Source organism: Gilvimarinus gilvus, from assembly GCF_030518155.1.
Lineage (GTDB): Bacteria > Pseudomonadota > Gammaproteobacteria > Pseudomonadales > Cellvibrionaceae > Gilvimarinus > Gilvimarinus gilvus.
This window is the reverse complement of record NZ_JAULRU010000172.1, coordinates 1-22,314: the sequence shown is the minus strand read 5'-3', so window position 1 is coordinate 22,314 and position 22,314 is coordinate 1. Positions and strand designations below refer to the sequence as shown.

24 protein-coding genes are annotated in these 22,314 nt (G+C 48.9%); 19 read left to right on the top strand and 5 right to left on the bottom strand.

Annotated features, from left to right (window positions below; all coding sequences use genetic code 11):
- Positions 1–417: 417 nt before the first annotated feature.
- The 3 genes from QWI17_RS01425 to QWI17_RS01415 all read left to right on the top strand — a co-directional run bounded on the left by QWI17_RS01425 (position 418) and on the right by QWI17_RS01415 (position 1,622).
- Positions 418–795: a nuclear transport factor 2 family protein gene (locus QWI17_RS01425; RefSeq protein WP_302720706.1), complete on the top strand. Its 378-nt coding sequence runs from the start codon at positions 418–420 to the stop codon at positions 793–795.
- A 159-nt stretch (positions 796–954) separates the two neighbouring features.
- Complete coding sequence (locus tag QWI17_RS01420; RefSeq protein WP_302720705.1) at positions 955–1,383, top strand: DUF3010 family protein; 429 nt, start codon at positions 955–957, stop codon at positions 1,381–1,383.
- A 17-nt stretch (positions 1,384–1,400) separates the two neighbouring features.
- Entirely contained in the window at positions 1,401–1,622 is a 222-nt protein-coding gene (locus tag QWI17_RS01415; protein WP_302720704.1) for a VF530 family protein, read from the top strand.
- A gap of 145 nt (positions 1,623–1,767) precedes the next feature.
- Here QWI17_RS01415 and QWI17_RS01410 read toward each other — a convergent pair whose 3' ends face one another.
- Positions 1,768–2,385 (bottom strand): peroxiredoxin family protein, encoded by a 618-nt coding sequence (locus QWI17_RS01410; protein ID WP_302720703.1) that lies wholly within the window; start codon positions 2,383–2,385, stop codon positions 1,768–1,770.
- An 807-nt stretch (positions 2,386–3,192) separates the two neighbouring features.
- On the opposite strand from QWI17_RS01410, the gene QWI17_RS01405 reads away from it, so the two are divergent.
- The 5 genes from QWI17_RS01405 to QWI17_RS01385 all read left to right on the top strand — a co-directional run bounded on the left by QWI17_RS01405 (position 3,193) and on the right by QWI17_RS01385 (position 7,732).
- Positions 3,193–3,942 carry a phytanoyl-CoA dioxygenase family protein gene (locus tag QWI17_RS01405; RefSeq protein WP_302720702.1) on the top strand — a complete coding sequence of 250 codons (750 nt, stop codon included), beginning with the start codon at positions 3,193–3,195 and terminating at the stop codon, positions 3,940–3,942.
- Between the two features lie 60 nt (positions 3,943–4,002).
- Positions 4,003–4,467, top strand: coding sequence for a hypothetical protein (locus tag QWI17_RS01400; protein ID WP_302720701.1), 465 nt, complete (start codon positions 4,003–4,005; stop codon positions 4,465–4,467).
- 144 nt (positions 4,468–4,611) lie between these two features.
- Entirely contained in the window at positions 4,612–5,370 is a 759-nt protein-coding gene (locus QWI17_RS01395; protein ID WP_302720700.1) for a hypothetical protein, read from the top strand.
- A 284-nt stretch (positions 5,371–5,654) separates the two neighbouring features.
- Complete coding sequence (locus QWI17_RS01390) at positions 5,655–6,992, top strand: DUF2130 domain-containing protein (protein WP_302720699.1); 1,338 nt, start codon at positions 5,655–5,657, stop codon at positions 6,990–6,992.
- A 20-nt stretch (positions 6,993–7,012) separates the two neighbouring features.
- Positions 7,013–7,732 carry a pseudouridine synthase gene (locus QWI17_RS01385; RefSeq protein WP_302720698.1) on the top strand — a complete coding sequence of 240 codons (720 nt, stop codon included), beginning with the start codon at positions 7,013–7,015 and terminating at the stop codon, positions 7,730–7,732.
- A 59-nt stretch (positions 7,733–7,791) separates the two neighbouring features.
- Here QWI17_RS01385 and QWI17_RS01380 read toward each other — a convergent pair whose 3' ends face one another.
- On the bottom strand, positions 7,792–8,190 hold the full coding sequence (locus tag QWI17_RS01380) for a DUF3859 domain-containing protein (RefSeq protein WP_302720697.1): 399 nt from the start codon (positions 8,188–8,190) through the stop codon (positions 7,792–7,794).
- 90 nt (positions 8,191–8,280) lie between these two features.
- On the opposite strand from QWI17_RS01380, the gene ftsB reads away from it, so the two are divergent.
- From ftsB to rpoS, 8 genes are all read left to right on the top strand, one after another.
- Complete coding sequence (gene ftsB / locus QWI17_RS01375; RefSeq protein WP_302720696.1) at positions 8,281–8,556, top strand: cell division protein FtsB; 276 nt, start codon at positions 8,281–8,283, stop codon at positions 8,554–8,556.
- Between the two features lie 7 nt (positions 8,557–8,563).
- Positions 8,564–9,262 carry a 2-C-methyl-D-erythritol 4-phosphate cytidylyltransferase gene (gene ispD, locus QWI17_RS01370; protein WP_302720695.1) on the top strand — a complete coding sequence of 233 codons (699 nt, stop codon included), beginning with the start codon at positions 8,564–8,566 and terminating at the stop codon, positions 9,260–9,262.
- Between the two features lie 3 nt (positions 9,263–9,265).
- The gene (ispF, locus tag QWI17_RS01365) at positions 9,266–9,745 is read left to right on the top strand and encodes a 2-C-methyl-D-erythritol 2,4-cyclodiphosphate synthase (RefSeq protein ID WP_302720694.1); all 480 of its coding nucleotides are present in this window, start codon (positions 9,266–9,268) and stop codon (positions 9,743–9,745) included.
- A 3-nt stretch (positions 9,746–9,748) separates the two neighbouring features.
- Positions 9,749–10,702, top strand: coding sequence for a tRNA pseudouridine(13) synthase TruD (truD, locus tag QWI17_RS01360; RefSeq protein WP_302720693.1), 954 nt, complete (start codon positions 9,749–9,751; stop codon positions 10,700–10,702).
- Positions 10,703–10,840: 138 nt separating this feature from the next.
- Complete coding sequence (locus QWI17_RS01355; RefSeq protein WP_302720722.1) at positions 10,841–11,485, top strand: protein-L-isoaspartate(D-aspartate) O-methyltransferase; 645 nt, start codon at positions 10,841–10,843, stop codon at positions 11,483–11,485.
- Complete coding sequence (locus QWI17_RS01350) at positions 11,485–12,432, top strand: DUF368 domain-containing protein (protein WP_302720692.1); 948 nt, start codon at positions 11,485–11,487, stop codon at positions 12,430–12,432. Before QWI17_RS01355 ends, QWI17_RS01350 begins: the two co-directional genes overlap by 1 nt.
- Before the next feature lie 133 nt (positions 12,433–12,565).
- A complete protein-coding gene (locus tag QWI17_RS01345) occupies positions 12,566–13,405 on the top strand; it encodes a peptidoglycan DD-metalloendopeptidase family protein (RefSeq protein WP_302720691.1) in 840 nt (279 codons plus the stop codon).
- A 135-nt stretch (positions 13,406–13,540) separates the two neighbouring features.
- Positions 13,541–14,554, top strand: a complete 1,014-nt coding sequence (rpoS, locus tag QWI17_RS01340) for an RNA polymerase sigma factor RpoS (protein WP_302720690.1) — start codon at positions 13,541–13,543, stop codon at positions 14,552–14,554.
- Positions 14,555–14,646: 92 nt separating this feature from the next.
- Here the strand turns inward: rpoS and fdxA are convergent, their stop codons facing one another.
- Both fdxA and mutS read right to left on the bottom strand, forming a co-directional pair.
- Positions 14,647–14,970, bottom strand: coding sequence for a ferredoxin FdxA (gene fdxA / locus QWI17_RS01335; protein ID WP_302720689.1), 324 nt, complete (start codon positions 14,968–14,970; stop codon positions 14,647–14,649).
- Positions 14,971–15,186: 216 nt separating this feature from the next.
- On the bottom strand, positions 15,187–17,769 hold the full coding sequence (mutS, locus tag QWI17_RS01330) for a DNA mismatch repair protein MutS (RefSeq protein WP_302720688.1): 2,583 nt from the start codon (positions 17,767–17,769) through the stop codon (positions 15,187–15,189).
- Positions 17,770–18,332: 563 nt separating this feature from the next.
- Here mutS and QWI17_RS01325 point away from each other — a divergent pair.
- Positions 18,333–18,701 (top strand): hypothetical protein, encoded by a 369-nt coding sequence (locus QWI17_RS01325; RefSeq protein ID WP_302720687.1) that lies wholly within the window; start codon positions 18,333–18,335, stop codon positions 18,699–18,701.
- A gap of 166 nt (positions 18,702–18,867) precedes the next feature.
- Complete coding sequence (locus QWI17_RS01320; RefSeq protein WP_302720686.1) at positions 18,868–19,545, top strand: hypothetical protein; 678 nt, start codon at positions 18,868–18,870, stop codon at positions 19,543–19,545.
- Between the two features lie 52 nt (positions 19,546–19,597).
- On the opposite strand, the gene QWI17_RS01315 is transcribed toward QWI17_RS01320, so the two are convergent.
- Entirely contained in the window at positions 19,598–20,872 is a 1,275-nt protein-coding gene (locus QWI17_RS01315) for a reverse transcriptase domain-containing protein (RefSeq protein WP_302720685.1), read from the bottom strand.
- A gap of 782 nt (positions 20,873–21,654) precedes the next feature.
- Here QWI17_RS01315 and QWI17_RS01310 point away from each other — a divergent pair.
- Positions 21,655–22,167, top strand: coding sequence for an antirestriction protein ArdA (locus QWI17_RS01310; RefSeq protein WP_302720684.1), 513 nt, complete (start codon positions 21,655–21,657; stop codon positions 22,165–22,167).
- Positions 22,168–22,314 lie beyond the last annotated feature (147 nt).

Genomic DNA, 22,314 nt, shown 5'->3' with positions numbered 1-22,314 from the left:
GCTAGGTATCCGCTGGTTGTAGTGTTTGTGCTGTCTGGATTTATTCTAAAAACAAAAAAAGAGATTAGGGAGGAGTATACCGCAAGAATACCTTGGTATGGAGTGGTGTTGTTTCTATCGATTCCTCTAATGCTTGTTGTTTTTGCGTTTTCTGGGTACATCAAATATTCAAGTTCCTTGACTACTGATGAGAACACTAAAGTTGGGGTTTTGATGTTGCTTGGCTTTTTTCTTCTCGCATATATATATTTGAACTTTCGCGGTCGTGAAAACAAGAAATAATGAAAGGCTGGGCTATTCCGCCACACTTTTTGGGTTGGGAGGCTTATGCTTCGCTTCTTTTGGGTTTTGGTTCAAATTAATATTAGAAAATGAACAGTCCATGCAGGTTAAACTGCTGTATGTATTGAGGTGTATGTGAATATTGAAGCAACGATCATTGAACTAGAAAAGTCTTTGCTTACCTTTGAGGTGCGGCGCTCTGAAGTTGAATTGCGTAAACGTATAGCTCCAGAATTTAAAGAAATAGGTGCTTCTGGTGCCCATTTCAGTTTGGATGACTTATTGGAGCGCTTGCCAGCTGAGCAATCCTGGAGTGCGGTCGCTCAAGATTTTGAGTTTACTCAGCATAGTAAGGATATTTGCCAACTGGTGTTTCGGGCTTTTGTTAAAGACTGCGATTCAGAGAAAGGTACATACTCCTTGCGTAGTAGCTTCTGGCAAAAGCTTGATGATGGTTGGAAGATGATTTTCCATCAGGGCACTAAGGTTGAGCCATTTGAGCTAGCATCTTAGTATAATGTAGAGTCCAGTCCGTTCTGAGCCGTCGATACATAAGGTTAAGTTCAACGCTGCACAACGCCGTTTTTGAATCGGCATTGGTCATCAGTCGTTGTTTAATAAAATGTATGGATTTTTTACGTGTAAACAACCCCGATTAATAAAGGTGCAGTAATGAGAATTTGTGGTGTTGAGTTAACGGGCAATGATGCCGTGGTGTGTTTGCTTGAGCTGATTGCCGGGCAGTTTACTTTGCCCGAGTGTCGGGTTCGCAAGATTAGTTTGCCCAAAGAGCACAGCCGGGAAGACTTGCAGAAGTTTCAGGCGGCCTTTACCAAGTTAATGCAGGATTACAAGGTGACTAACGTTGTGATTCGCGAGCGTATGACCAAGGGTAAATTTGCCGGCGGTGCGGTGAGTTTTAAGATGGAAGCGGCGATCCAGTTAATTGATGAAATCGGTGTTGATGTCATGTCGCCTGCGGCCATCAAGCAGTCTTTAGCGGAGAACCCTTTGCCAATTCCGTTTGCTGATACCGGGCTTAAAGTATTCCAGGAGCAGGCTTTTACGGTTGCCTATGCGGCGCATATGTCGCCACAGTAGCCCACACGAGAAGCATTATGAGTAAAGAACAGCCCAATAACCCGCTTCATGGTATTACCCTGGAGGCCGTGTTGACCCAGTTAGTTGAGCACTATGACTGGGACGGACTGGCCGCGAGAATCAACATTAACTGTTTTAAAAGTGACCCGTCTATAAAGTCATCCCTCAAGTTTTTGCGCAAAACCCCCTGGGCACGCGACAAGGTCGAGCAACTGTATGTTTCGACCTTTGTTTCCTAGCGGGCTACGCTGAGCATGCATGGGGTTTTTCAACAGCTGCTAGTATGCAGCCCTTCCGGGCTTTGCCGAACCCTGCTCGTTACCGCGCCTCTGGCAAGCTTATACCCTGATTCTATACAGAGTATAAGCTTAACGTGAGCAAACCTTATGTCGGTGCGCCTGGCATACCGAAGGTGCTGGCTGCGTAAGGGCTGTTGTGAGCACGTCGTATTTTAGGGGCGCGGGCTCGACCTTCATCGATAAATTCGTTCACCGTATCGAGCGGTATATGATCACTGGTATCACGGCCGTACCAAATGTGCTCAATGTAGCCTTCTTCGTTTACCAGAAAGTCGGCCGGTACAATGCGCACATGGGGGTTGTTGCTGGGTCGCCCACCTTTGGCGATGCCTTTAATGATGCGCGGCAGCTTAAACATTAGCGCCTTGAGCAGTGCAAGGGCGGAGTGCTCTACACCATAGTGGTTATATAGCTTGAGCTTGGGATCGGCCATCATGGTAAAGGGGCGGGGGTGTTGGGCCACAAAGCGCCTAACCTGTTCGGCGGTATCGCTGAATACCACCACGACTTCCAGGTTGTGATCTTTCCAGCGCTGGTAATTATTGCTCAATTCGTACACCCGGTAGTTACAGAACGGGCAGCCGGCGTCGCGAAAAAACGAGAGCATAACCCGCTTTCCCAAGTGGTCAGTGAGCCGGAACGGTTTGCCAAATACATCCTTGCCGCGGAAGTCGACAGCTTTACACGGTGCCTTTAGGCGCATAATGCCTCCTTATATAGCCATTTTTTGGCTAAATGATTGATTAACACTTCGGTTACGGGGCAAAAAGCCTATTGGATGCAGGTATTTGACAATTATCAGGTACACAATGGCTCTGGCGTGCCATCAAGCGTAAAGCGCGCTCCGTTCACAGCCCTCCGCATCCCGCTTTTCAACGGCAAGCTCTCGAGCTGCACCCTGGTAACAGTTTAATCCATTATTTTCTATAATTATCAGATGGTTACGCCATTCTTGCCCCGCGGCCTTAAAACCCTTACATTGTGGGTTAAGCAGCTGCAGGCGAACTTTCCCTAGGCACGGAGCAGTCAAAAATAACCAACTCGCGACAAATTACAGGGACTATTGGAGTAGCTCTTAATCGATATATGCTTGAACTAGGGGCATCTTCGAATATGGCACAGTCATGCTCAAAGGTTATTATGTGTAATGAGAGGTAAATGGACACAGGGAGAATTAATCCCGCCTAAAAATTGGACTGAAACTTACTCTAGCGAACCGCAAAAAGCGATATCCTTTGGGGTTTGTGCATTTACATTGTTTGCTTTGGTCTATGCGGGCGTCACTGGCATCGCATTACTCTTTGCAACATTCATGTTTATTCTTACGGGAATAAACATGTTTTTAAGCCCAGAAGCTAATAAAAGGAAAATACCATCCTTAATAGCACTATTCGGTTACGTTGCTTCCATATCCCAAATTATTTATATCAACATATAGCAAGGGTAGTTTGCCGGAAGCATCGCTCGCTTCTATTGCTTTTTTCGCAGCTACAGGCACATTGGTAGGAATATGAAAAAAGAATACGAAGAAAACGGCTATCTTGTTCTTAAGCACTTCGTAAGCGCGGGCGAGCTTCAGAAGCTACGAGCAGTGGCTAGCCAGTTCCATCAATCGTGGAAACAGGAAAATGCGCAGTTCTATGCCGACAAGGCGGTAAACTCTGCCTATCTGACAGCCCCCAAGCATCTGACGAATATTGAAAGGGATGTATTGTTCAAGTTCTTAGGTTCAAATAAGTTGGTGAATGTTGCTACTTCAATCATGGGTAGCTGTCCAGCTTTTATGAATACCCAGCTGTTTTTTGACCCTGTGAACAAAGAGCAAAAAAACTACTGGCACCGAGATACCCAGTACCATATGTCTGTTGAGGAGCAGCAGCAGGCCCTACTTGGCCCAAACGTTGTACACTTTCGCATTCCCATGGTCGATGAGCCAGGTGTGGAGTTAATCCCGGGGACTCATAAGCGTTGGGATACAGAAAATGAACTTGATGTGCGCTTGCAGCTGAATGGCCGCGAAAATCATGAAGATCTCTCAACCGGAGTAACCGTTAAATTAGAAGCCGGTGATCTTCTGGTCTTTAGTGCAAATATGATTCATCGGGGAATATACGGAATGAATCGCATGTCGCTAGATATATTGTTCTGCGATCCGGTTCCCGAACTCGTGAAATTCGTTGATAATAATTGTCTGCCCGATTCCGACATAATGGATAAACTCGAAAACTCCGATGTATTTATGGTGTTGTCGAGGGAGTAATCAATAACAAAGACCTTCATGTGAGTTGCATATGAAAGCGTCGATATTAAAAGTAATTATATGATTTTATGTTCTGGTAAGACTAAGGTTAAAGCGCCAATAGATCATGTTTTTTCATGCATGACGGATATAGAGATTTTCAAGAAAATGTCCTTCGAGGAAAATCGTGCAACAATAAAGTCAATTGAATATAACAAGAAGAATCCGTTCGGAAAAGGAGAAAGAATAGTAGTAATTTGTGAAAAAGTAAAAACTATTTTAATTGTTGAAGAAAATAAAAGTCCGAATTATTTGAAAATTAGGGTGATTCCTTATCAGAAGCTAAATGAAACTTTTGGCGGTGGGTACATAGAGACAGTTCTAGAGCAGCGTGAATTATTTACATTCTATAACTACAATTTCGTCAGCGATCGTACGCCGTCTGGATTTTGGAAGGTCTTTGTGAAATTTATAGGTTTTATGTACAAATTATCCTGTAGGCGAGCTCATAATAAGTTTAACGGTTTTGTTCTTGAAAAGAAATGACATAGGCCCATGAGCCGATATTATTACGCTAGTGCTCGCTGCGCTAATGGTAGGTTTTTGTGTGGCAGCGTACGCACTCTTAGTTCGTCCTCAATGCTGGATTCACAATATAGTTAATATAGAAATATTAGGGAGAAGGAACTAATGGAATATGCAATTATTGTAATGGTTCTAACAATATTATCCATTATGGTATGGCGAAAATTCGGTATTTCTAATGCCTTGTTCTATGTATTTGGGGCAGTCAGCATAACCGCGGTCGTATTTGCTTTAATTGCTTATGATCGTTACGTTATAGGTAAAGAAAACGAGGAGCGTCAACAAAATAATAATTTGTCTTCAGAGGAAAGTCGGGTCAATGAGAGTGACTACTTTATCTTTATTGGTGAGCCAATCTCAATTGAGGAGACGTACAACGAGAATAATGAGTCCGCTATTATCTACAATGATCGTTTTGATGTTGTCTATAAAGTACTGCAACCAGTTTGGGGAAACTACGATAATAAAAAGATTGCATTTTCAGTGTATGACCACTATGGGTGGCCCGTATTTTTAGCAAGAAAGTATAGTCTTATTTTTGTAAGGAAAAATGAGGATGGCTGGATTCACGAAAAATATCAGTTCTATCCAGTTAATCCGACAAGTGATGGGAAATGGGCCTATTGTGGTGATCCGACGCCAAGCAATTGGCAAGGGACGCCAGTGGTTATGTCAGATATAAAATTTTCTCCTCCCGTTGTTGAGTCGATATCCCAATTCACTGAGTCATACATTTCTCGTAACTATTCGCCATCTATCTGGGGCAGAGAAGGTGACTTTGTAAACTGCAAGTCAGGCGTGTATCCAGAGGAGCTTATTCGCCTGAAAATGGAAGGGGTTTTGAAAGCGCGAGGGCTGTTTTAAGTGATTCCATTATGGTGGTAGGGGTTTGAAAAGCACTTATTGTATGCAAATAGAACGACAAAACTATGTGGAACTAGCTTACTATGCACATTTTTCCGCTTACCACAGGTAAAAATATATGCCTTGTTTCCTCATAATGCTCGCCAGCATTATGAAGAGGGAGCCTGTGCCGTTTGCCAATGGCTTTCTTTGCGTCATATTCGGTATGATAGCCTCACATATTTCTCTTTTGTTTAGCCCTGATTCTGGCACCTAAGTAAGACATTCACCAAGGATAAACCACCATGCACGAAATCAACTGCCCCCACTGTAAGAAAGCGTTCAAAGTCGATGAGGCAGGTTATGCGGATATTCTCAAGCAGGTGCGCGACCACGAGTTTGAAAAGCAGCTGCGCGAGCGACTAGCGTTGGCCGAGCAGGAAAAGCAGAACGCGGTCGAGCTGGCCACCAGTAAAGTGACGCAGGAGTTGGACAAGGCGGCCGCCGCCAAAGACGCGGAAATCAAGGAGCTGCAGGCCAAGCTAGCCGCGGGCCAGGATGCGCAGAAACTCGCGGTGATGGAAGCGCTGACGGCCCTGGAGAAAGAGCGCGACACCCTGGCGAATAACCTTAAGCAGGCCGTGCAAGATAAAAAAGCGGCCGCCGAACTTGCCGAGGCGAAGCGACTCAATGAGTTACAGCAGGCGACCGCCGCCAAAGACACCCAGCTTCAGTCGCTAAAGAGCGAGCTTGAGCGGGCTCAATGGGAAAAGCAGCTAGAGGCTAATTCTCTGAAGGAGCGCTATGAAGCGCAAATTAAAGATCGCGAGGGTGAAATTGAGCGCCTGCGCGATATGAAAGCGCGCTTATCCACCAAGATGGTCGGCGAGACCTTGGAGCAGCACTGCGAGACGGAGTTTAACCGTATTCGCGCCACGGCCTTTCCCCATGCTTATTTTGAAAAAGACAACGACGCGCGCACCGGCAGTAAAGGCGATTATATCTTTCGTGACTACGGCGACAGTGACACGGACAATGCCGCGAGTGATACCGAAACCGTCTCGATTATGTTTGAGATGAAAAACGAGAGCGACGAAACCGCCACTAAAAAGAAGAATGAAGACTTTCTAAAAGAGCTGGATAAAGACCGCAATGAAAAAGGCTGTGAGTACGCGGTGTTGGTGTCTCTGCTGGAGCCCGACAGCGAACTGTACAATTCGGGTATTGTGGATGTGTCGCACCGCTACCCCAAAATGTACGTGATTCGGCCGCAGTTTTTTATTCCCATTATTACGCTGTTGCGCAATGCCGCGCAAAATTCGCTCAAGTACAAGGCGGAGCTGGCGCTGGTGAAATCGCAAAACATCGACATTACCAATTTCGAGAGCGATCTGGACGCCTTTAAAACAGGCTTTGCCCGCAATTACGAGCTGGCGTCTAAGAAGTTTAAAACCGCCATTGATGAAATTGATAAGACGATTACCCACCTGCAAAAAACCAAGGATGCGCTATTGGGTTCGGAAAACAATCTGCGCCTAGCCAACAACAAGGCCGACGATTTAACCGTAAAGAAACTCACCAAGCGTAACCCAACTATGGCCGCTATGTTTGAGCAGCTCGATCAAGACAATGCACTTGAGTGATGGATATTGATTGCTAGCGCATGAAATCCACCGCTTACCGACTGGATCGGTTTATCAGCAAGTATACCGAGCACTCGCTGTCAGATGTTCGTTTGCTGGTTGCGCAAAAGCGGATTTTAGTGGATGGGGTCGCTGCCGACTCCATTCGCCAGCGCATTACCAAATTTACCCACGTGGTGCTCGACGAGGTTTGCCTAAACCATAATAAGCCCGTCTATTTAATGCTCAATAAACCGAAGGGTACTGTTAGCGCTACGAAAGACAACAAGCACACAACGGTACTGGATTTAATTGATCACCCGCAAAAAGCGGGTTTGCATATTGTCGGGCGATTGGACTTTAACACCACGGGTTTAGTGTTATTAACCAACGATGGGGCTTGGTCGCGTCAAGTGAGCTTACCTGCCACTAAGTTGGCCAAGACTTATCTGGTAACGCTGGCACAACCGCTCAGCGATGAGTACGTGTCGGTATTTGCGCAGGGTATTTACTTCGCTTACGAAAATATAACAACGCAGCCTGCCGGCTTAGAAATTCTCGATACCTACACGGCCCGATTGTCGCTGGTGGAAGGCAAGTATCATCAGGTAAAGCGCATGTTTGGGTTTTTCGACAACGAGGTACTGACGCTGAACCGCACCCATGTGGGGACTATTGCATTGGGCGACCTGGCACTTGGGGCAAGTCGGGAACTTACCGCCGATGAGGTGAAAACCCTAGCAGGCTGTAGCATCCAGTAGCTCGTTAGCTGTTGCTCACACCAAACCGGTCAAGAGAGCGGGCTTGGTATGAGTGCGGCCTACGGTGATGTGGGTAGGGTAAGTTGAAAGGTTTTGTCTGCAATCACTTCGCCGTCTATGGCCAGGGTAATCCGCCAGGGGCCCACCTTGTTTTCAACCGGCTCCCAAATGGTATCGCCAATAAAGAAGTTCCAGTCATTTTGACGAATAAACTCCTCCCCGGCAAAAGGCGCCATGGGCTCCCCAGACTCATCCGGTATTTGCGGGTGGTAGATGCAGTATTGCAGCTTTTTGTTTTTTGCCTTTTTGATGTTGGAAATATAGCCGAACTCAATACCGACTTCACAGGGAATATCGTGGGTGGATTTGATCAGCTCGGGTAGGGCTTTTGAGTCGTGATCCCAGGGTGTGTAAATGCCCCAGTTGTTAATGCGTACTTCGGGTTTCTTCTTGGCCATAGTGCTCATTCATTTGGTTTGGCCTCTATTTTAGCAATCCCAGCGGCCTGCTTGTAGCCTCGTTTTAGCAGCTGCGCTAAACTGCCGCCTATGAAATGGTTGCTGGCAATACTTCTGGCCGTATTTTTGGGCCTGCAATACCGACTTTGGGTGGGCGAGGGAAGTTACGCCCATCGCGCTCGCCTGCAACAGGATATTACCCGCCAGCAAGCCGAGAACGATCGTCTGCGCGAGCGCAACCGCGCTCTCGCCGTTGAGGTGGCCGACCTAAAAAATGGTCACAAGGTTATAGAAGAGCGGGCCCGTCAGGACATGGGTATGATTAAAGAAGGGGAGACCTTCTTTATGACCCAGGAAGAGCAATAACACCATCATGAGTAGAGCACCAAAGTACTGGGCTGTGGTTCCGGCCGCGGGCATAGGCCGGCGCATGGGCGGCTCGCACCCCAAGCAGTACCAATCAATGTGTGGTAAGTCCATCCTCGAGCACACGCTCGACAAGCTTTTATCGGTGTGCGCAATCGAAAAGGTAGTGGTGGCACTCAGCCCCGGCGACGCCTATTGGCCGGCGCTTGCATGTCGCCATCACCCTAAAATTGTCTCGGTAGCGGGCGGTGACGAGCGAGCCGACTCCGTGCTAAACGCACTGCAGTACCTATTGGCTGAGGCGGCTGAAGATGATTGGGTGTTGGTGCACGACGCCGCCAGGCCCTGCGTGCGTGTTCACGATATTGAAACACTGATTCAACGCGCGGGCGCTGCCGGCGCAATATTAGCGACACCGCTCAGCGACACGGTAAAGCAAGTGTCGGATCAGGCGATTACTGCAACGCTCGACCGCTCACAACTGTGGGCGGCGCAAACACCGCAAATGTTCCCCTTGCGGGCACTGCACGACGCATTGCAAAGTGCGCTCGATAAACAATTACAGGTTACCGATGAAGCCAGCGCCATGGAGCTGGCTGGGTGGCGGCCGGCGGTAGTACCGGCAGGGCGCGACAACATTAAAGTGACTCACCCGCAAGACTTAGTATTGGCTGAGCTGATTTTAACGCAGCAACTGGAGGGTTAAACCATGCGCATAGGACAGGGTTTTGATGTTCATAAATTCGGGCCCGGCGATAAAATAGTGATCGGTGGTGTGGTAATCCCGCACGATCAAACCTTACTCGCCCACTCCGACGGCGATGTCTTGTTGCACGCATTGTGCGATGCCTTGCTGGGCGCCTGCGGTTTGGGCGACATTGGCCAGCACTTCCCCGACACCGACCCACAGTACCGCGGTGCCAATAGCCGGGAATTGTTGCGCTTAGTGGTGAGCAAAGTGCGGGCCAGCGGTTGGCAGGTGGGCAACGCCGATATGACCGTTATCGCCCAGGCGCCGCGAATGGCACCTTATATTGCCGCCATGAGCGAGGCTATCGCCCAGGATCTTGCCTGCTCCACCTCACAAATTAACGTTAAGGCCACCACCACCGAAAAGCTTGGCTTTACCGGCCGCGGTGAAGGTATTGCCGCGCAAGCTGTGGTTTTATTAGCCCCCATACAGTTGTAATTTATGACCAACTTCTCTCTGGATTTTCCCTACGCGTTTGGCGGCCCGGTCGCCGAAGCGGATTTTCGCCGAGTAAACAGTGATTTTATTGTCTTTGAAGACCTAGGCTTTGAGTTGAGCGGCGAAGGGGAGCACATTTATCTGCACCTGCAAAAAGATGGCGACAATACCGAATGGCTCGCGCGGCAAATAGCGAAACTGGCCGGTGTTGAGGCTCGGGATGTGGGCTACTGTGGCTTAAAAGACCGGCACGCCGTGACACGCCAGTGGTTTAGCGTGTACTTCCCCAAAGGGGAGGAGCCCGACTGGTCAGCGCTTCAATCCGAGACGGTCGATCTGCTTGAGACCTCGCGCCACCGGCAAAAGCTGCGGCGCGGGCAGCACCGGGCCAATCAATTTGTTATTTGGCTGCGCGATGTGGCAGGCGATAGAGCGGCCCTTGAGCAAAAATTAGAGCAGGTATCCACTCACGGCGTACCCAACTACTTTGGTGAGCAACGCTTCGGTATCGATGCCGGTAATCTGCATTCCGCTGAGCGTATGCTGGTGACCGGCAGCAAGATCAAAAATCGCAGTAAAAAGTCCATAGTGTTGTCGGCCGCCCGCTCCTGGTTGTTTAACCAAGTGTTAGCGGCCCGTGTAGAGGCGGACAACTGGTGCCAGGTTTTGGACGGCGATATAGCAGCCACCGGCCTGCCAACCGGCCCCTTGTGGGGGCGAGGCCGCCTAGCCAGTAGTGGTGTGACAAAGCAGTTGGAAGAAGAGGTATTAGGCCTGTGGCAGCATTGGTGCGAGCCGCTTGAATTTACCGGCCTGGATCAAGACCGCCGGACCTTAGTCAGCCAAGTGGCTAAACTTGACTGGGCCTGGCAAGAGGGCGATTTACGCCTGCAATTTGAACTGGCGGTAGGCGCCTATGCGACGGCAGTCACGCGTGAGCTGATTACCGTGCGCTGAGCCGGCCGGTGGTTTGGCGGGTTGCAGACGGGGCATTTATGCTATAGTGGGCGGCCAAAATACTGTAAAAATGAAGCAGTTAGCGAGAATAATACAGAGGATATGGGGTTGAACAATCTGAACTTAGAGGGCGTTGGCATGACTTCCCAGCGCACTCGGGAACGACTGATACAACGGCTGGTAGATCAAGGAGTCGCCGATCTGCGTGTGCTGGATGTTATTCGCAACACCCCCCGTCACTGGTTTCTCGATGAGGCGCTGTCCCACCGCGCCTATGAAGACTCTGCCCTGCCTATTGGCTATGGCCAAACCCTTTCCCAGCCTTATATTGTCGCCCGCATGACGGAAATTCTGCTTGGCGCCTGCGGCAAGAAACCCGAGCGGGTGTTAGAGGTCGGTACCGGTTCCGGTTACCAAACCGCGGTATTGGCTCAGTTGGTGGAGCAGGTTTACTCGGTCGAACGCATTAAGCCCCTACAAGATAAAGCCCGCACGCGCCTGCGCGAGTTGGGTTTGCACAACGTTGTTTTTTCCCATGCCGATGGCGGCTTGGGCTGGCCACAAAAAGGCCCGTTCGATGCTATTTTAAGTGCGGCGGCACCACGGGTTATTCCCGAAGACCTCAAACAGCAATTGGCACCCGGTGGTGTCATGGTCATCCCCGCCGGCGGCGAGCAGCAAAGTTTGTACTTAGTGGTTCGCGACGGTGACTCCGATACATTTATCACGCAAGAGCTCGAGCCCGTTCGTTTTGTTCCTCTGCTGTCTGGTACCACTCGCTAATGAGTTTTAAATCTTTGCGACCGCATCTTTCAACTGTGTTGAAAGGTATGGCAATGGGTGCCGCGGATATTGTACCGGGTGTTTCTGGTGGCACTATCGCCTTCATTACCGGCATTTACGAACGCCTGCTAAAAGCGCTCAAGTCTTGCACCCCTATGGCTTTATTGCTGTTGAAAACACAAGGCGTTGCAGCGTTTTGGCGTCATATTGATGGTACCTTTTTGTTGTCTTTGTTTGGTGGTGTCATTACCAGCATCGCGTTGTTCTCGCATCTTATATCGGCAGCGCTCGAGCAGTACCCGCTGCAGGTGTGGGGTTTTTTCTTCGGGCTTATTATCACCTCAGCTGTTTATCTGGCTAAAACCATCGATTTAATTCACTGGCGACCTTTATTGCTAATTGTTTTGGGCGCAGCGGCGGCTGTTGTGTTTGCATCCATTAAACCGGTGGATGTGCCTGTCAACGTTGTCACTGTGTTTTTGTCTGGCGCCATTGCCATTTGCGCAATGATTTTACCCGGTGTGTCTGGTAGTTTTTTATTGCTGGTTATGGGCATGTACTCGGTAATGATTAATGCCGTAACCGAAGGTAACTTTGTTCTGTTGGGTGTTTTTTTTGCTGGGTGCGTGTTTGGCTTGCTCGCCTTCTCGCATTTATTACATTGGCTTTTGCAGCGATTTCATCAAAGCACAATTGCGGTACTTACCGGTTTTCTATTTGGGGCCGCGGTGGTTGTGTGGCCGTGGAAGCACGTTTTGCAAACGCAATTAAATCGTCATGGTGAAGAAGTGGTGGCGGTACAGGAAAATGTTTGGCCCTGGGTATACGAAAGTTTGAACGGTCAAAACCCGCAGCTTTTATCTGTAATGTTATTGGCGTTAGTCGGTGCTCTGCTAATGTTATTTGTGGAGTGGGTGGCTAAAATTGGACGGAATCGACCGTTATAGTTTAGAAGACTATTTGATGTGAGTCGTGTTTTTTGGGGTGCTATTAAGATAATTTTCTAATAAACCGACGTTACTAATTGCCAATTCAAATAAGCTACTGAGAAAGATTACCATTCAGAGGGAGCCGCGATTTATGCTACTGGCCGTTGTTCAGAAATGGCACCTGATTAAGCTGTTCACTATATTGAACATGCTGATTCTGGCGGCGTGCTCCTCGGCTCCTCCTGCGCAAGTGGCTGATAGAGATCAGCCTCCTACACGAAAAATTCTTATTCACACTGTGGCGCCCAATGAAACTCTGTTCAGTATTGCGTGGCGCTATGGGCTGGATTATCGCCAACTGGCGAGGCACAACGGGATTGGCGCGCCTTATACCATATACGCTTCGCAGCAGTTGAGGCTGGATATAAGTGATGCCTCCAAGCGCAAGCCACCGCCCAGTATTGCCAAGCGAAGTGCTGCGCCAAAGCCCCCTCCAGAGACCAAAACCACCAGCACTGCGGCAACCCGTAATGCGAATCGTGCTCAGTCCTCCGCTGGGCGTTCTGAAAATAGAACAACTTCAGCACAAACCAGTGCGCCCCCGTCGACTATTCGCGGGCCGATTTCCTGGCAGTGGCCCAGCCGAGGAAATGTGATTGCCGGCTACAGCTCATCGGGGGGGTTAAATAAAGGTATTGATATTGGGGGAAAATTGGGAGAGCCTGTAGTTGCAGCCGCTGGCGGGCACGTTGTTTATGCCGGCTCTGGGTTGCGAGGGTACGGTAAGTTGGTGATCGTAAAACATAATGATACTTACTTAAGCGCTTATGCTCATAACAGGGCGCTAAACGTCAAAGAAGGTCAAAGTGTTAAAGCTGGTCAGCAAATTGCCGAACTAGGTTCTAGCGGTACCGATAAAGAGAAATTGCATTTCGAGATTCGACGTGACGGTAAACCGGTAAATCCTCTCAAGTATCTGCCCGGACGCTGAGTAGGAAGAAGGCTTACCCGCTAAAATCGACCAAATGCTTCTACAGGACGTAGTAATAGAGTGCCGCTTCAGTTTACGGCCATATGGCAAGGCAAAGGTTTTTTTGCCGCAGAGGATCCAAAAAGGGGGCCTGACATGCCAGTAAGAAACAGGGAAACAACCGTTGCTGTCGATCAACAAGATCAGATAGTTGCCCAATCCATTGATGCAAGCGTGGAAGCTGCAGATATACAAATTGCAGAGCCACCGGTATCGACCAGCAAAGCTCGACGACCACGAAAGACCAGCTCCACCCGCATGGCGGCAGACAGCTCAGCTCTCGACGCCACCCAGCTTTACCTCAATGAAATTGGCTTTTCGCCACTGCTAACAGCCGAAGAAGAAGTGTACTTTTCTCGCCGTTCACTCAAGGGCTGTGAAGCGTCACGCAAGCGCATGATCGAAAGCAACTTGCGCCTTGTGGTAAAAATTTCCCGCCGCTACGTTAATCGTGGGCTCGCACTGCTCGATTTAATTGAAGAGGGCAACCTCGGTTTAATTCGCGCTGTCGAAAAGTTCGACCCCGAACGTGGCTTCCGTTTTTCAACCTACGCCACTTGGTGGATTCGCCAGACCATTGAGCGGGCGATCATGAACCAAACCCGCACCATTCGTTTGCCGATCCACGTAGTTAAAGAACTCAATGTGTATCTTCGTGCGGCCCGTGAGCTAACGCAAAAGCTTGACCATGAGCCGACGGCCGACGAAATCGCCACTATGCTTGATAAGCCCGTGGGTGATGTTGAGCGAATGCTGGGGCTTAACGAGCGCGTTACCTCGGTAGATACTCCCATAGGCAATTCATCTGATCGCGCCATTGTAGATACCATTGCGGACACTCAAGAGTCTGACCCCGCCGCCTTGATGCAAGACGATGATATTAACAACAGCCTTGATCATTGGCTTGATGACCTCAGTGAAAAGCAGCGTGAAGTTTTGGCGCGTCGCTTTGGCCTGCGCGGTCACGAAGTGAGTACCTTGGAAGAAGTGGGCAGGGCCATTGGCTTAACCCGCGAGCGAGTGCGTCAAATTCAGGTAGAAGCTTTACGCCGTCTGCGTGATATTTTGGAAAAGCAGGGCTTGAACAGCGAGTGCTTGTTTAACGCCTAAGCTGTGTTTTGTTGTTGTGTAAGTTTTGCAGGTAGAAGTGCAATAAAAAAGCCGCGCAGTGCGCGGCTTTTTTATGTCTGTGCCGTGAGGTGTTAACGCTCCAAGTGCTGCAGCTTACCCTCGACACCATCCCACTCTTCGGCATCGGCAGGTGCGTCTTTTTTCTCGGTAATGTTTGGCCAAACCTCTGCCAGCTCTGAGTTCAGCTCAATGAACACTTCCTGATCTTCTGGCAGTTCATCTTCCGAGAAGATTGCGTCAACCGGGCACTCAGGCTCACACAGGGCACAGTCAATACACTCGTCTGGATGAATTACCAAAAAATTGGGGCCTTCATAAAAGCAGTCGACCGGACATACTTCTACACAGTCGGTGTGTTTACATTTAATGCAGTTTTCCCCAACTACGAACGTCATTGTGTGGACTCCACGGTTACCGTTGCGATTTAAAGGGGGGCATTTTACCAGCATTTCCAGTTTTTGGTAGGGCCAGAGGCCATGCGGCCTCCGAGAAATACGGCTTATTTTTGTAAGTGACAATCGTTCCTATTTGCCCGCGCCTCAATAGCGTTTGTGTTGCTTTGAAAAACGCCGTGTTGCTAAGGCCTAAAATCCCACTACCTTAGCAGTGAGCTAGAGCGACTTTAGCTTGTATAGGGCCTCAAGTGCCTGTCGCGGTGTAAGCTCGTCTGGGTCAATGTCCTCGAGCGCGGTAATCGCCGGGTGCTCCGGGGCATCAAACAGGCTTGCCTGCAGCGGCGAGGCTTGCGCGGGGGGGGCGCTGGGTACATCAGTGCAAAGGGCGTGGGCATCGCCACTTTCCAGGCTTTGCAGCTGGATTTCGGCGCTTTGCAACACCGGCGTTGGTATACCGGCCAGGCGCGCCACCTGAATACCGTAACTTTTGCTGGCGGGCCCTTCCTGCACCTTGTGCAAAAAGACGATGCTGTCTTTGTGCTCGGTGGCATTGAGGTGAACATTGACAATGCCCGGATTGGAATCGGGCAGCTGGGTCAGTTCAAAGTAATGGGTGGCAAACAGGGTAAAGGCGCGCAGGTTTTCCGCCAAATGGCGGGCGCAGGCCCAAGCCAGCGCTAGACCGTCGAAGGTGCTGGTACCGCGGCCAATTTCATCCATCAGCACCAAACTGCGCTCTGTGGCGTTGTGCAAAATATTGGCGGTTTCGGTCATCTCCACCATAAAGGTCGAGCGGCCACCGGCCAGATCATCGGACGAACCAATACGGGTAAAAATACGATCGACAGTGCCAATCGTGGCGGATGCGGCCGGTACAAAACTACCCACATGGGCCAGTAATGTAATGAGTGCTGCCTGTCGCATGTAGGTCGATTTACCGCCCATGTTAGGGCCGGTGACAATCAACATGTGGCGGTCGCGATCAAAGTTCAGATCATTGGGTACGAAGGGGCCGTCCAGCACTTGTTCTACTACAAGGTGGCGCCCGCCGCTGATGGCAATGCCGGGCTCGGCGCGCAAGGTGGGCGCGGTTAAATCCAGACTTACCGCACGCTCGGCGAAGTTGCACAGTACATCTAACTCGGAGACACCAGCGGCGGAATCCTGCAGGGCAACTAGCTGTTGGTTGAGTGTTTCTATCAGCTCTTCGTACAGCGCTTTTTCGCGCGCGAGGGCCCGGCTTTTGGCCGACAGTGCCTTGTCTTCAAACTCTTTTAATTCCGGCGTTATAAAGCGCTCGGCATTTTTCAGGGTTTGGCGGCGAATATAGTCGGCCGGGGCCTGCTCTGATTGCGCGCGGCTCAATTCAATAAAGTAACCGTGCACCCGGTTGTAACCCACTTTAAGTGTGTTAATGCCGGTGCGCTCGCGCTCGCGAGTTTCCAAGTCCACTAAATATTGTCCGGCGTTTTCGCTAATGCTGCGCAGTTCATCCAGCTCGGCATCAAAACCTTCGGCAATCACACCGCCATCGCGAATCACGACGGGTGGATTTTCCACAATAGCGCGGTCCAGCAGTTCAACTAAATCGGGGAAGGTGCTGATAAATTCCGACAGTGCTTTTAAACGCGGGCTGTCGCACTGCGCCAGGTCGGCTTGCAGCTCGGGGTAACTGGCCAGCGATAAATACAGACGCGATAAGTCGCGCGGGCGGGTGGAGCGCAGCGCTAACCGGCCCAGAATACGCTCCATATCACCAATGCGTTTTAGCTTGTCTCGCAGCGGCTCAAAGCGGTAGTTATCCACCAGTATGCCAATGGCGTCCTGGCGCTCTTGCAGTGTGTGCAAATCGCGCAGCGGGCGATTCAGCCAGCGGCGCAGTAAGCGCGAACCCATCGCGGTGGAGGATTTATTCAACACCGAAAACAGTGTGTTGTCATCGCCGCCGGTTAGGTTGAGGTCGATTTCTAAATTGCGGCGGGTGGCCGAATCCATTGCCACTGCTTCATCGCGGTTTTCGTGCGCCAAGGTGCGCACATGGGGCAGAGCGGTGCGTTGGGTTTCGCGTGCGTAACTTAACAGGCAGCCGGCGGCGGCAATGGCGGTGTGCAAATGATCGCAACCAAAGCCGGATAAATCCTGCGTGCCAAATTGCTGGGTTAGCAGTCGCTCGGCGGTTTCCAGCTCAAACTCCCAGGGGCCACGGCGGCGCACGCCCTTACGGTTTTCGGTAATTTCGGGCAGTACCAAATCATCGCTTATTAACAACTCGGCCGGGTTCAGGCGCTGCAACTCGCCGCTGGCGGCGTCCAGCCCATCCACCTGCAACACCAAAAAGCGGCCACTGGCCATATCCAGCGAGGCAATACCGTAGGTGTCCTCATTGCGATGCACCGCAACCAGCAAGTTATCGCGCCGCTCATCCAACAGGGCCTCATCGCTCACGGTACCGGGCGTGACAACCCGCATCACCTTGCGCTCAACCGGGCCTTTACTGGTGGCCGGATCGCCAATTTGCTCGCAAATCGCCACCGACACACCGGCGCGCACCAGCCGCGCCAAATACCCCTCCGCCGCATGGTAGGGCACGCCGGCCATGGGAATGGGCTCCCCGCCCGACTTACCGCGCGCCGTTAGGGTGACGTCTAACAGCTCTGAAGCTTTTTTGGCGTCATCGAAGAAAAGCTCATAAAAATCGCCCATCCGGTAAAACACCAACTCATTGGGATGCTCCGCCTTGATCTTCAAGTACTGCTGCATCATAGGGGTGTGCTGGCTGGAATCGGTTTTAGCTGGCATATAGACGTCTTATATTAGCGATCATGGGTGTGAAAACAGGGCATTTTACGTTATTTGCGGGTGGGGCTAAAGGTGGAGGTGATAGATTTGGTGTTAGCTTGGCGTATAGGCTCGACAGGGTGCCTGCTTGCGGGCAGTTCGCCTGAGTGTTACTTTTTAGGTAGGATATAAACGATAACAATGAAGGAAGCCGGATTGTATGCAGGGACGTACCAGTTTTCGATTAGATACACGCAATACGCCCACAGCGGCAATCCCAATTCACTGTATTGCAGTGTCCCGCATCCCCTTTGTTGCCCTTGCTGATATTGGAGCGACAAGCCCATTGATATTGTCTTCCTCTGGCAGGCTAATGTACTGCATAAAATACAGCTTGTGTCTTTTTAAGTCTGTGCTGTATCGGGGGAATGTTTTTGATCTTTCTTGTGCAGCCTGTGCTGAGGTCGAATGGTAGTGAAATATCTATGTAAAAGTAAAAGGAGACCGATATATTTCCCCTATTCGAAGTGTCCTGGTTACGTTTTACTGTTTTTAAATATGGGGTTAGTAAGGCTAGGTAGCATATGAAACAACTGGTCATCAAGAAAACAATTGGCATTTTTTTGAGTGTCATCACCTCTGTTACGTACTATGTTGCAATGTTTACGATATTCTTTTTCCAGGGTAGGGCTGCGCTTACCGTTTCTTTCCTGTTTGTTCTGATGCCGTTTTTGGTTGTTTATCTTTGTGTGAGGTATTTTCGGTTTCTTTGGTGGCAGCCGGCAATGATGACGGTTGTTTCATCTTTTGTTCTTATGGCTTGTTGGTCGACTTTAGGTGGTAAAAATTTGAACGTTATTCTAGTCGTATTTTTTCCGTTCGTTTTATTTCAGGCTGCTTCAGGGTACATTTTTTCAAGAGTAAAAAATAACACGATAGAACAAATTGAATAAAAGTGGGAAAATATTCTTGCCCCAATACGTGGCCGGAAATAGTGAGGCTTAATATGAGAGCCATAAAAGGTTTAATGTATAAATGGAATGCAGGGGCGGGGCTCAGCCGCTGGTGGCTGAAAAATAAATCTGTCCCTTTTTTTACTGTAACTTTGTGAGCGAGGGGTTGAAGAAGAATTTTGATGCTCCGCCTAAGGATCTTAAGTTTATTAATGACCTAAGGGATTCCTCACTTGATATCTGTCCGATGTGCGGAGCTCCACGAACATCAAGCTTGGACCATTACTTGTCCAAGGAGTACTATCCAGAATATACTGTATTCTCAAAGAATCTTGTTCCGGCATGTAAATGTAATTCCAGTAAAGGTAAAAAAGTTACAGGCTCAATAGTTGCCTTAGAGCGAATACTCCATCCATATTATGACGACTGCTTAAATGATAGATTGTTATCATGTTTAATTGAGCAGGCTCCAGCTCTTCCAGTTGTAAGTATTACTATTCAGACGTTGCCAACTGATCAGCCAATAGATGAATCCATTAAATTCCATGTTGAAAATATTGTTAAACCATCTGGACTTGTTAAATGGTTAGATACTCTTTGGACAAGAGTATGGAATAGTCCTTCTTCAGTAATTAATACTATGCCTAAGGGTGATGTTGTTACAGAAGCTGAATTGAGAGATGCTGTTATTGACCAGCTTGATAGGGTTGGTAGGCGCTATGGATCGGCGAACAATTGGGAGTCTGTCTTTTTACATGGCGTTATTAATTCTCCAGGCTGCATAGAGTGGATTAGCAGTAGGCACAACTACCTTGTAAACAACCCGTTAGCTAACGATCTTTAGCTTTAAGCTGGCATGTTATTCCTAGTCTAGGGTTATATGTGAATAACGAATACTAAAATGTGGATTGTTTTTTTGTAGGTACGATTGGGTCCTTCTTGCTGTCAACTAGAGCATGAACACCTAGTAGCCTGCGGCGAGCTAATGAATCGGTACTTTCGAGCTTTCTAGCTTGGTCAGCATAAAAAGAAATGTATTCTTTTATTTCTTGGCTTATCTTTTCATCCAGTTGTGCCATAACTTGTTCGTTGTTGCAAAATTGATATTGGTTTCCCCAGGCTTTTACAATATGACTTACGTTTTCGAGGCTTTCTACAAAGCTTTGCTCTCCGAGCGGGCCCTTTATTGGGCTTGCGCGTAGTGAAATTTTAGATCGGTTTAGGCGATTTTTCACTTTTTCTAGAAGCCTTGTTCGTGAGGCCTTCATGGGTGTGATTGAATTTGGCCTAATGTCACAGCCTAGGAAGATTATTCCCCTGTTTGATTCCCCGTGAGCTGCCTTATCCGTATTGTGCTGAGGATCATACGCTTCAAGTCCTAGCTCTTTAAGGATTCTGTTCCCCTTTTTGAGTTTGGCTGTAACGGCTTTTCTGGATGGTCCGAGCAGTAAAAAGTCGTCTATATACCTTAAGCAGAGGACGTCTTCTGAATTTAATACTTTATCGAACTCATGCAATAGAATATTTCCAAGGAGCGGTGATAAGCAAGAGCCCTGAGCAACACCGATATCCGTAGTTGGAAATAGTTTTAAGTCTCTGCCAAGCTCGTTTGTATTCGAAAGTATTACTTCTATCGAATTTCGGACTAGTTCGTTAAAGTCGTCATCAGGCGAGTGTTTTTTTATTTCACTTAAGACGATATCTTTGGGGATCTTGGTGAAAAAGCCTTGAATATCGGAGCGAATAAAATACGTGCCGTCTTCAAGGACTTTGTCATGAGCCATATTTACTGCATATCTAACGCTTCTTTCTTGTATTCCGCCGCAACTAGTAGGGGTTTCTATGAGCGATTTGAGAGAGGAAATGTTTTGCAGGGTTTGAAGTATGGCTCGTTGTACAATCCTGTCTTCTATGCAGGCAATAACGATTGGTCTTTTTTTTCCTGGCTTATCTTCTTTCGCAATGCCAATAGCTGGTTTGAATTTGTATTTTTTCGTTCTAAGTTGAGTTTGTATTCTAGATAGATGCTTGTCTATTTCTTTGTCAAACTCGAGGGCTTGCTGCTTAATTGAATTTGATTGTGAAGATGTGGCATTGAGGCGAACGCGACCCCAGGCCTTGCGCAGATTTTTTATATCTCTTACTTGGCTGTAAAGATTTAATTTTCTCATAAAATTGGTAGGGGCCCTACCAGCAAACTAGACCCAATCGCCACTGAGGTTAGACATTCTCTGGGAGGACGATCGTCAGTCCTAACCCACCCGAAATCACTGATGTGATGTTCGTAGCTTGCACAGGATGTAACAGCACCGATAGAAATCGGCCCGCACAGCTGGCAAGCAAGAGCCCAGCAAAACACTAGTGCTAGTAAGCACCTCCCAGGCCGAAACCTGGCATGTTTTTGCATGATTTAGCTTTCATGGTCTTGTTCTCCATATTTCTGGCATTTATAACGTTTTTACGGCAATGCGCAACTGGAACTCGACCACATCCACCCCGACGCACAAAAATAATCCTACAACCGTCTGGTAAGAGCCACCTGCGGACCTAGTTCCGGTTATGTATAGGACGACTGAGTCGGTTAGACATTCTCTGGGAGGACGATCGTCAGTCCTAACCCACCCGAAATCACTGATGTGATGTTCGTAGCTTGCACAGGATGTAACAGCACCGATAGAAATCGGCCCGCACTGCTGGCAAGCAAGAATCCTTGTTTTTTTATACAGTGTTTGTGATTTCTTGTCAATGCCCAAGTAAATGGATGTAGGGGCCTGCCACCCCTCAAAAATCAAGAAAAATGACGGTTTCCATCTGGCGCTGTGCTGGACGGACCCTCCGCAATTTTGCTTGATTTTTTCACCCCCGCCGAGTCGGCCTCTGTCGCCAGAGGTTCATGAGCGGCGCGCTAAGCGCTTCTCAGAAACCTCAACAGCGAATTTTAAGGGGCAAGACCATGAGCGAAGATATCAAGATTTACGTATCCGACCTGGCCGCATATAACAGCGGCATTCATCACGGCGCCTGGATTGATGCCACACAAGATCTGGATGATATTCAAAGCCAAGTGAGCGAATTGCTTGCCTGCAGTCCGGTGGCTGATGCGGAGGAGTATGCCATTCACGACTATGAAGGCTACCGCAGTTACCAGATTTCTCAGTACACGGGCTTAAAAGAAGCGCAAGAAGTTGCTGTTTTTATTGGGGAGCATGGCGAAGTAGTCGCGGAAGTGCTGAACATATACACGGATATTGAGGAGGCACATACGGTAATTGAGGAGAATTATGCTGGCTGCTACTCCAGTGTGGCCGACTTTGCCGCCGAGCTGACCGAAGAAAGTGGTGACACCCCAGAGCGCCTGGCGCCCTTTATAGACTACGCCCGTATGACCTACGATTTAGAAGTCGGAGGTGACATCTTCACCATAGAAACCGGCTTTGAAGAGGTGCATATCTTCTGGAATCGTTAACAATAATGTAGTGGTCAAGTAAATTTGGCCACAGTTTAGGAGGCGGCCCAGTACAACAGCTCGGCTGCATTTGGGCTCACTCCATTGTTGTTTCTGTGTGGTCTTACCTGGCTGTAGTAGCCAGTGATGTATTCAGTGATCGAGCGC

What these genes read in the sequence shown, in the direction of transcription:
- QWI17_RS01315 (WP_302720685.1), bottom strand. Translation starts at nt 20,872, where the DNA reads ATGAGAAAATTAAATCTTTACAGCCAAGTAAGAGATATAAAAAATCTG.
- QWI17_RS01420 (WP_302720705.1), top strand. Translation starts at nt 955, where the DNA reads ATGAGAATTTGTGGTGTTGAGTTAACGGGCAATGATGCCGTGGTGTGT.
- QWI17_RS01310 (WP_302720684.1), top strand. Translation starts at nt 21,655, where the DNA reads ATGAGCGAAGATATCAAGATTTACGTATCCGACCTGGCCGCATATAAC.
- mutS (WP_302720688.1), bottom strand. Translation starts at nt 17,769, where the DNA reads ATGCCAGCTAAAACCGATTCCAGCCAGCACACCCCTATGATGCAGCAG.
- QWI17_RS01345 (WP_302720691.1), top strand. Translation starts at nt 12,566, where the DNA reads ATGCTACTGGCCGTTGTTCAGAAATGGCACCTGATTAAGCTGTTCACT.
- ftsB (WP_302720696.1), top strand. Translation starts at nt 8,281, where the DNA reads ATGAAATGGTTGCTGGCAATACTTCTGGCCGTATTTTTGGGCCTGCAA.
- QWI17_RS01355 (WP_302720722.1), top strand. Translation starts at nt 10,841, where the DNA reads ATGACTTCCCAGCGCACTCGGGAACGACTGATACAACGGCTGGTAGAT.
- ispF (WP_302720694.1), top strand. Translation starts at nt 9,266, where the DNA reads ATGCGCATAGGACAGGGTTTTGATGTTCATAAATTCGGGCCCGGCGAT.
- fdxA (WP_302720689.1), bottom strand. Translation starts at nt 14,970, where the DNA reads ATGACGTTCGTAGTTGGGGAAAACTGCATTAAATGTAAACACACCGAC.
- QWI17_RS01395 (WP_302720700.1), top strand. Translation starts at nt 4,612, where the DNA reads ATGGAATATGCAATTATTGTAATGGTTCTAACAATATTATCCATTATG.
- truD (WP_302720693.1), top strand. Translation starts at nt 9,749, where the DNA reads ATGACCAACTTCTCTCTGGATTTTCCCTACGCGTTTGGCGGCCCGGTC.
- QWI17_RS01325 (WP_302720687.1), top strand. Translation starts at nt 18,333, where the DNA reads ATGAAACAACTGGTCATCAAGAAAACAATTGGCATTTTTTTGAGTGTC.
- QWI17_RS01410 (WP_302720703.1), bottom strand. Translation starts at nt 2,385, where the DNA reads ATGCGCCTAAAGGCACCGTGTAAAGCTGTCGACTTCCGCGGCAAGGAT.
- QWI17_RS01350 (WP_302720692.1), top strand. Translation starts at nt 11,485, where the DNA reads ATGAGTTTTAAATCTTTGCGACCGCATCTTTCAACTGTGTTGAAAGGT.
- rpoS (WP_302720690.1), top strand. Translation starts at nt 13,541, where the DNA reads ATGCCAGTAAGAAACAGGGAAACAACCGTTGCTGTCGATCAACAAGAT.
- QWI17_RS01400 (WP_302720701.1), top strand. Translation starts at nt 4,003, where the DNA reads ATGATTTTATGTTCTGGTAAGACTAAGGTTAAAGCGCCAATAGATCAT.
- QWI17_RS01415 (WP_302720704.1), top strand. Translation starts at nt 1,401, where the DNA reads ATGAGTAAAGAACAGCCCAATAACCCGCTTCATGGTATTACCCTGGAG.
- ispD (WP_302720695.1), top strand. Translation starts at nt 8,564, where the DNA reads ATGAGTAGAGCACCAAAGTACTGGGCTGTGGTTCCGGCCGCGGGCATA.
- QWI17_RS01385 (WP_302720698.1), top strand. Translation starts at nt 7,013, where the DNA reads ATGAAATCCACCGCTTACCGACTGGATCGGTTTATCAGCAAGTATACC.
- QWI17_RS01380 (WP_302720697.1), bottom strand. Translation starts at nt 8,190, where the DNA reads ATGGCCAAGAAGAAACCCGAAGTACGCATTAACAACTGGGGCATTTAC.
- QWI17_RS01390 (WP_302720699.1), top strand. Translation starts at nt 5,655, where the DNA reads ATGCACGAAATCAACTGCCCCCACTGTAAGAAAGCGTTCAAAGTCGAT.
- QWI17_RS01405 (WP_302720702.1), top strand. Translation starts at nt 3,193, where the DNA reads ATGAAAAAAGAATACGAAGAAAACGGCTATCTTGTTCTTAAGCACTTC.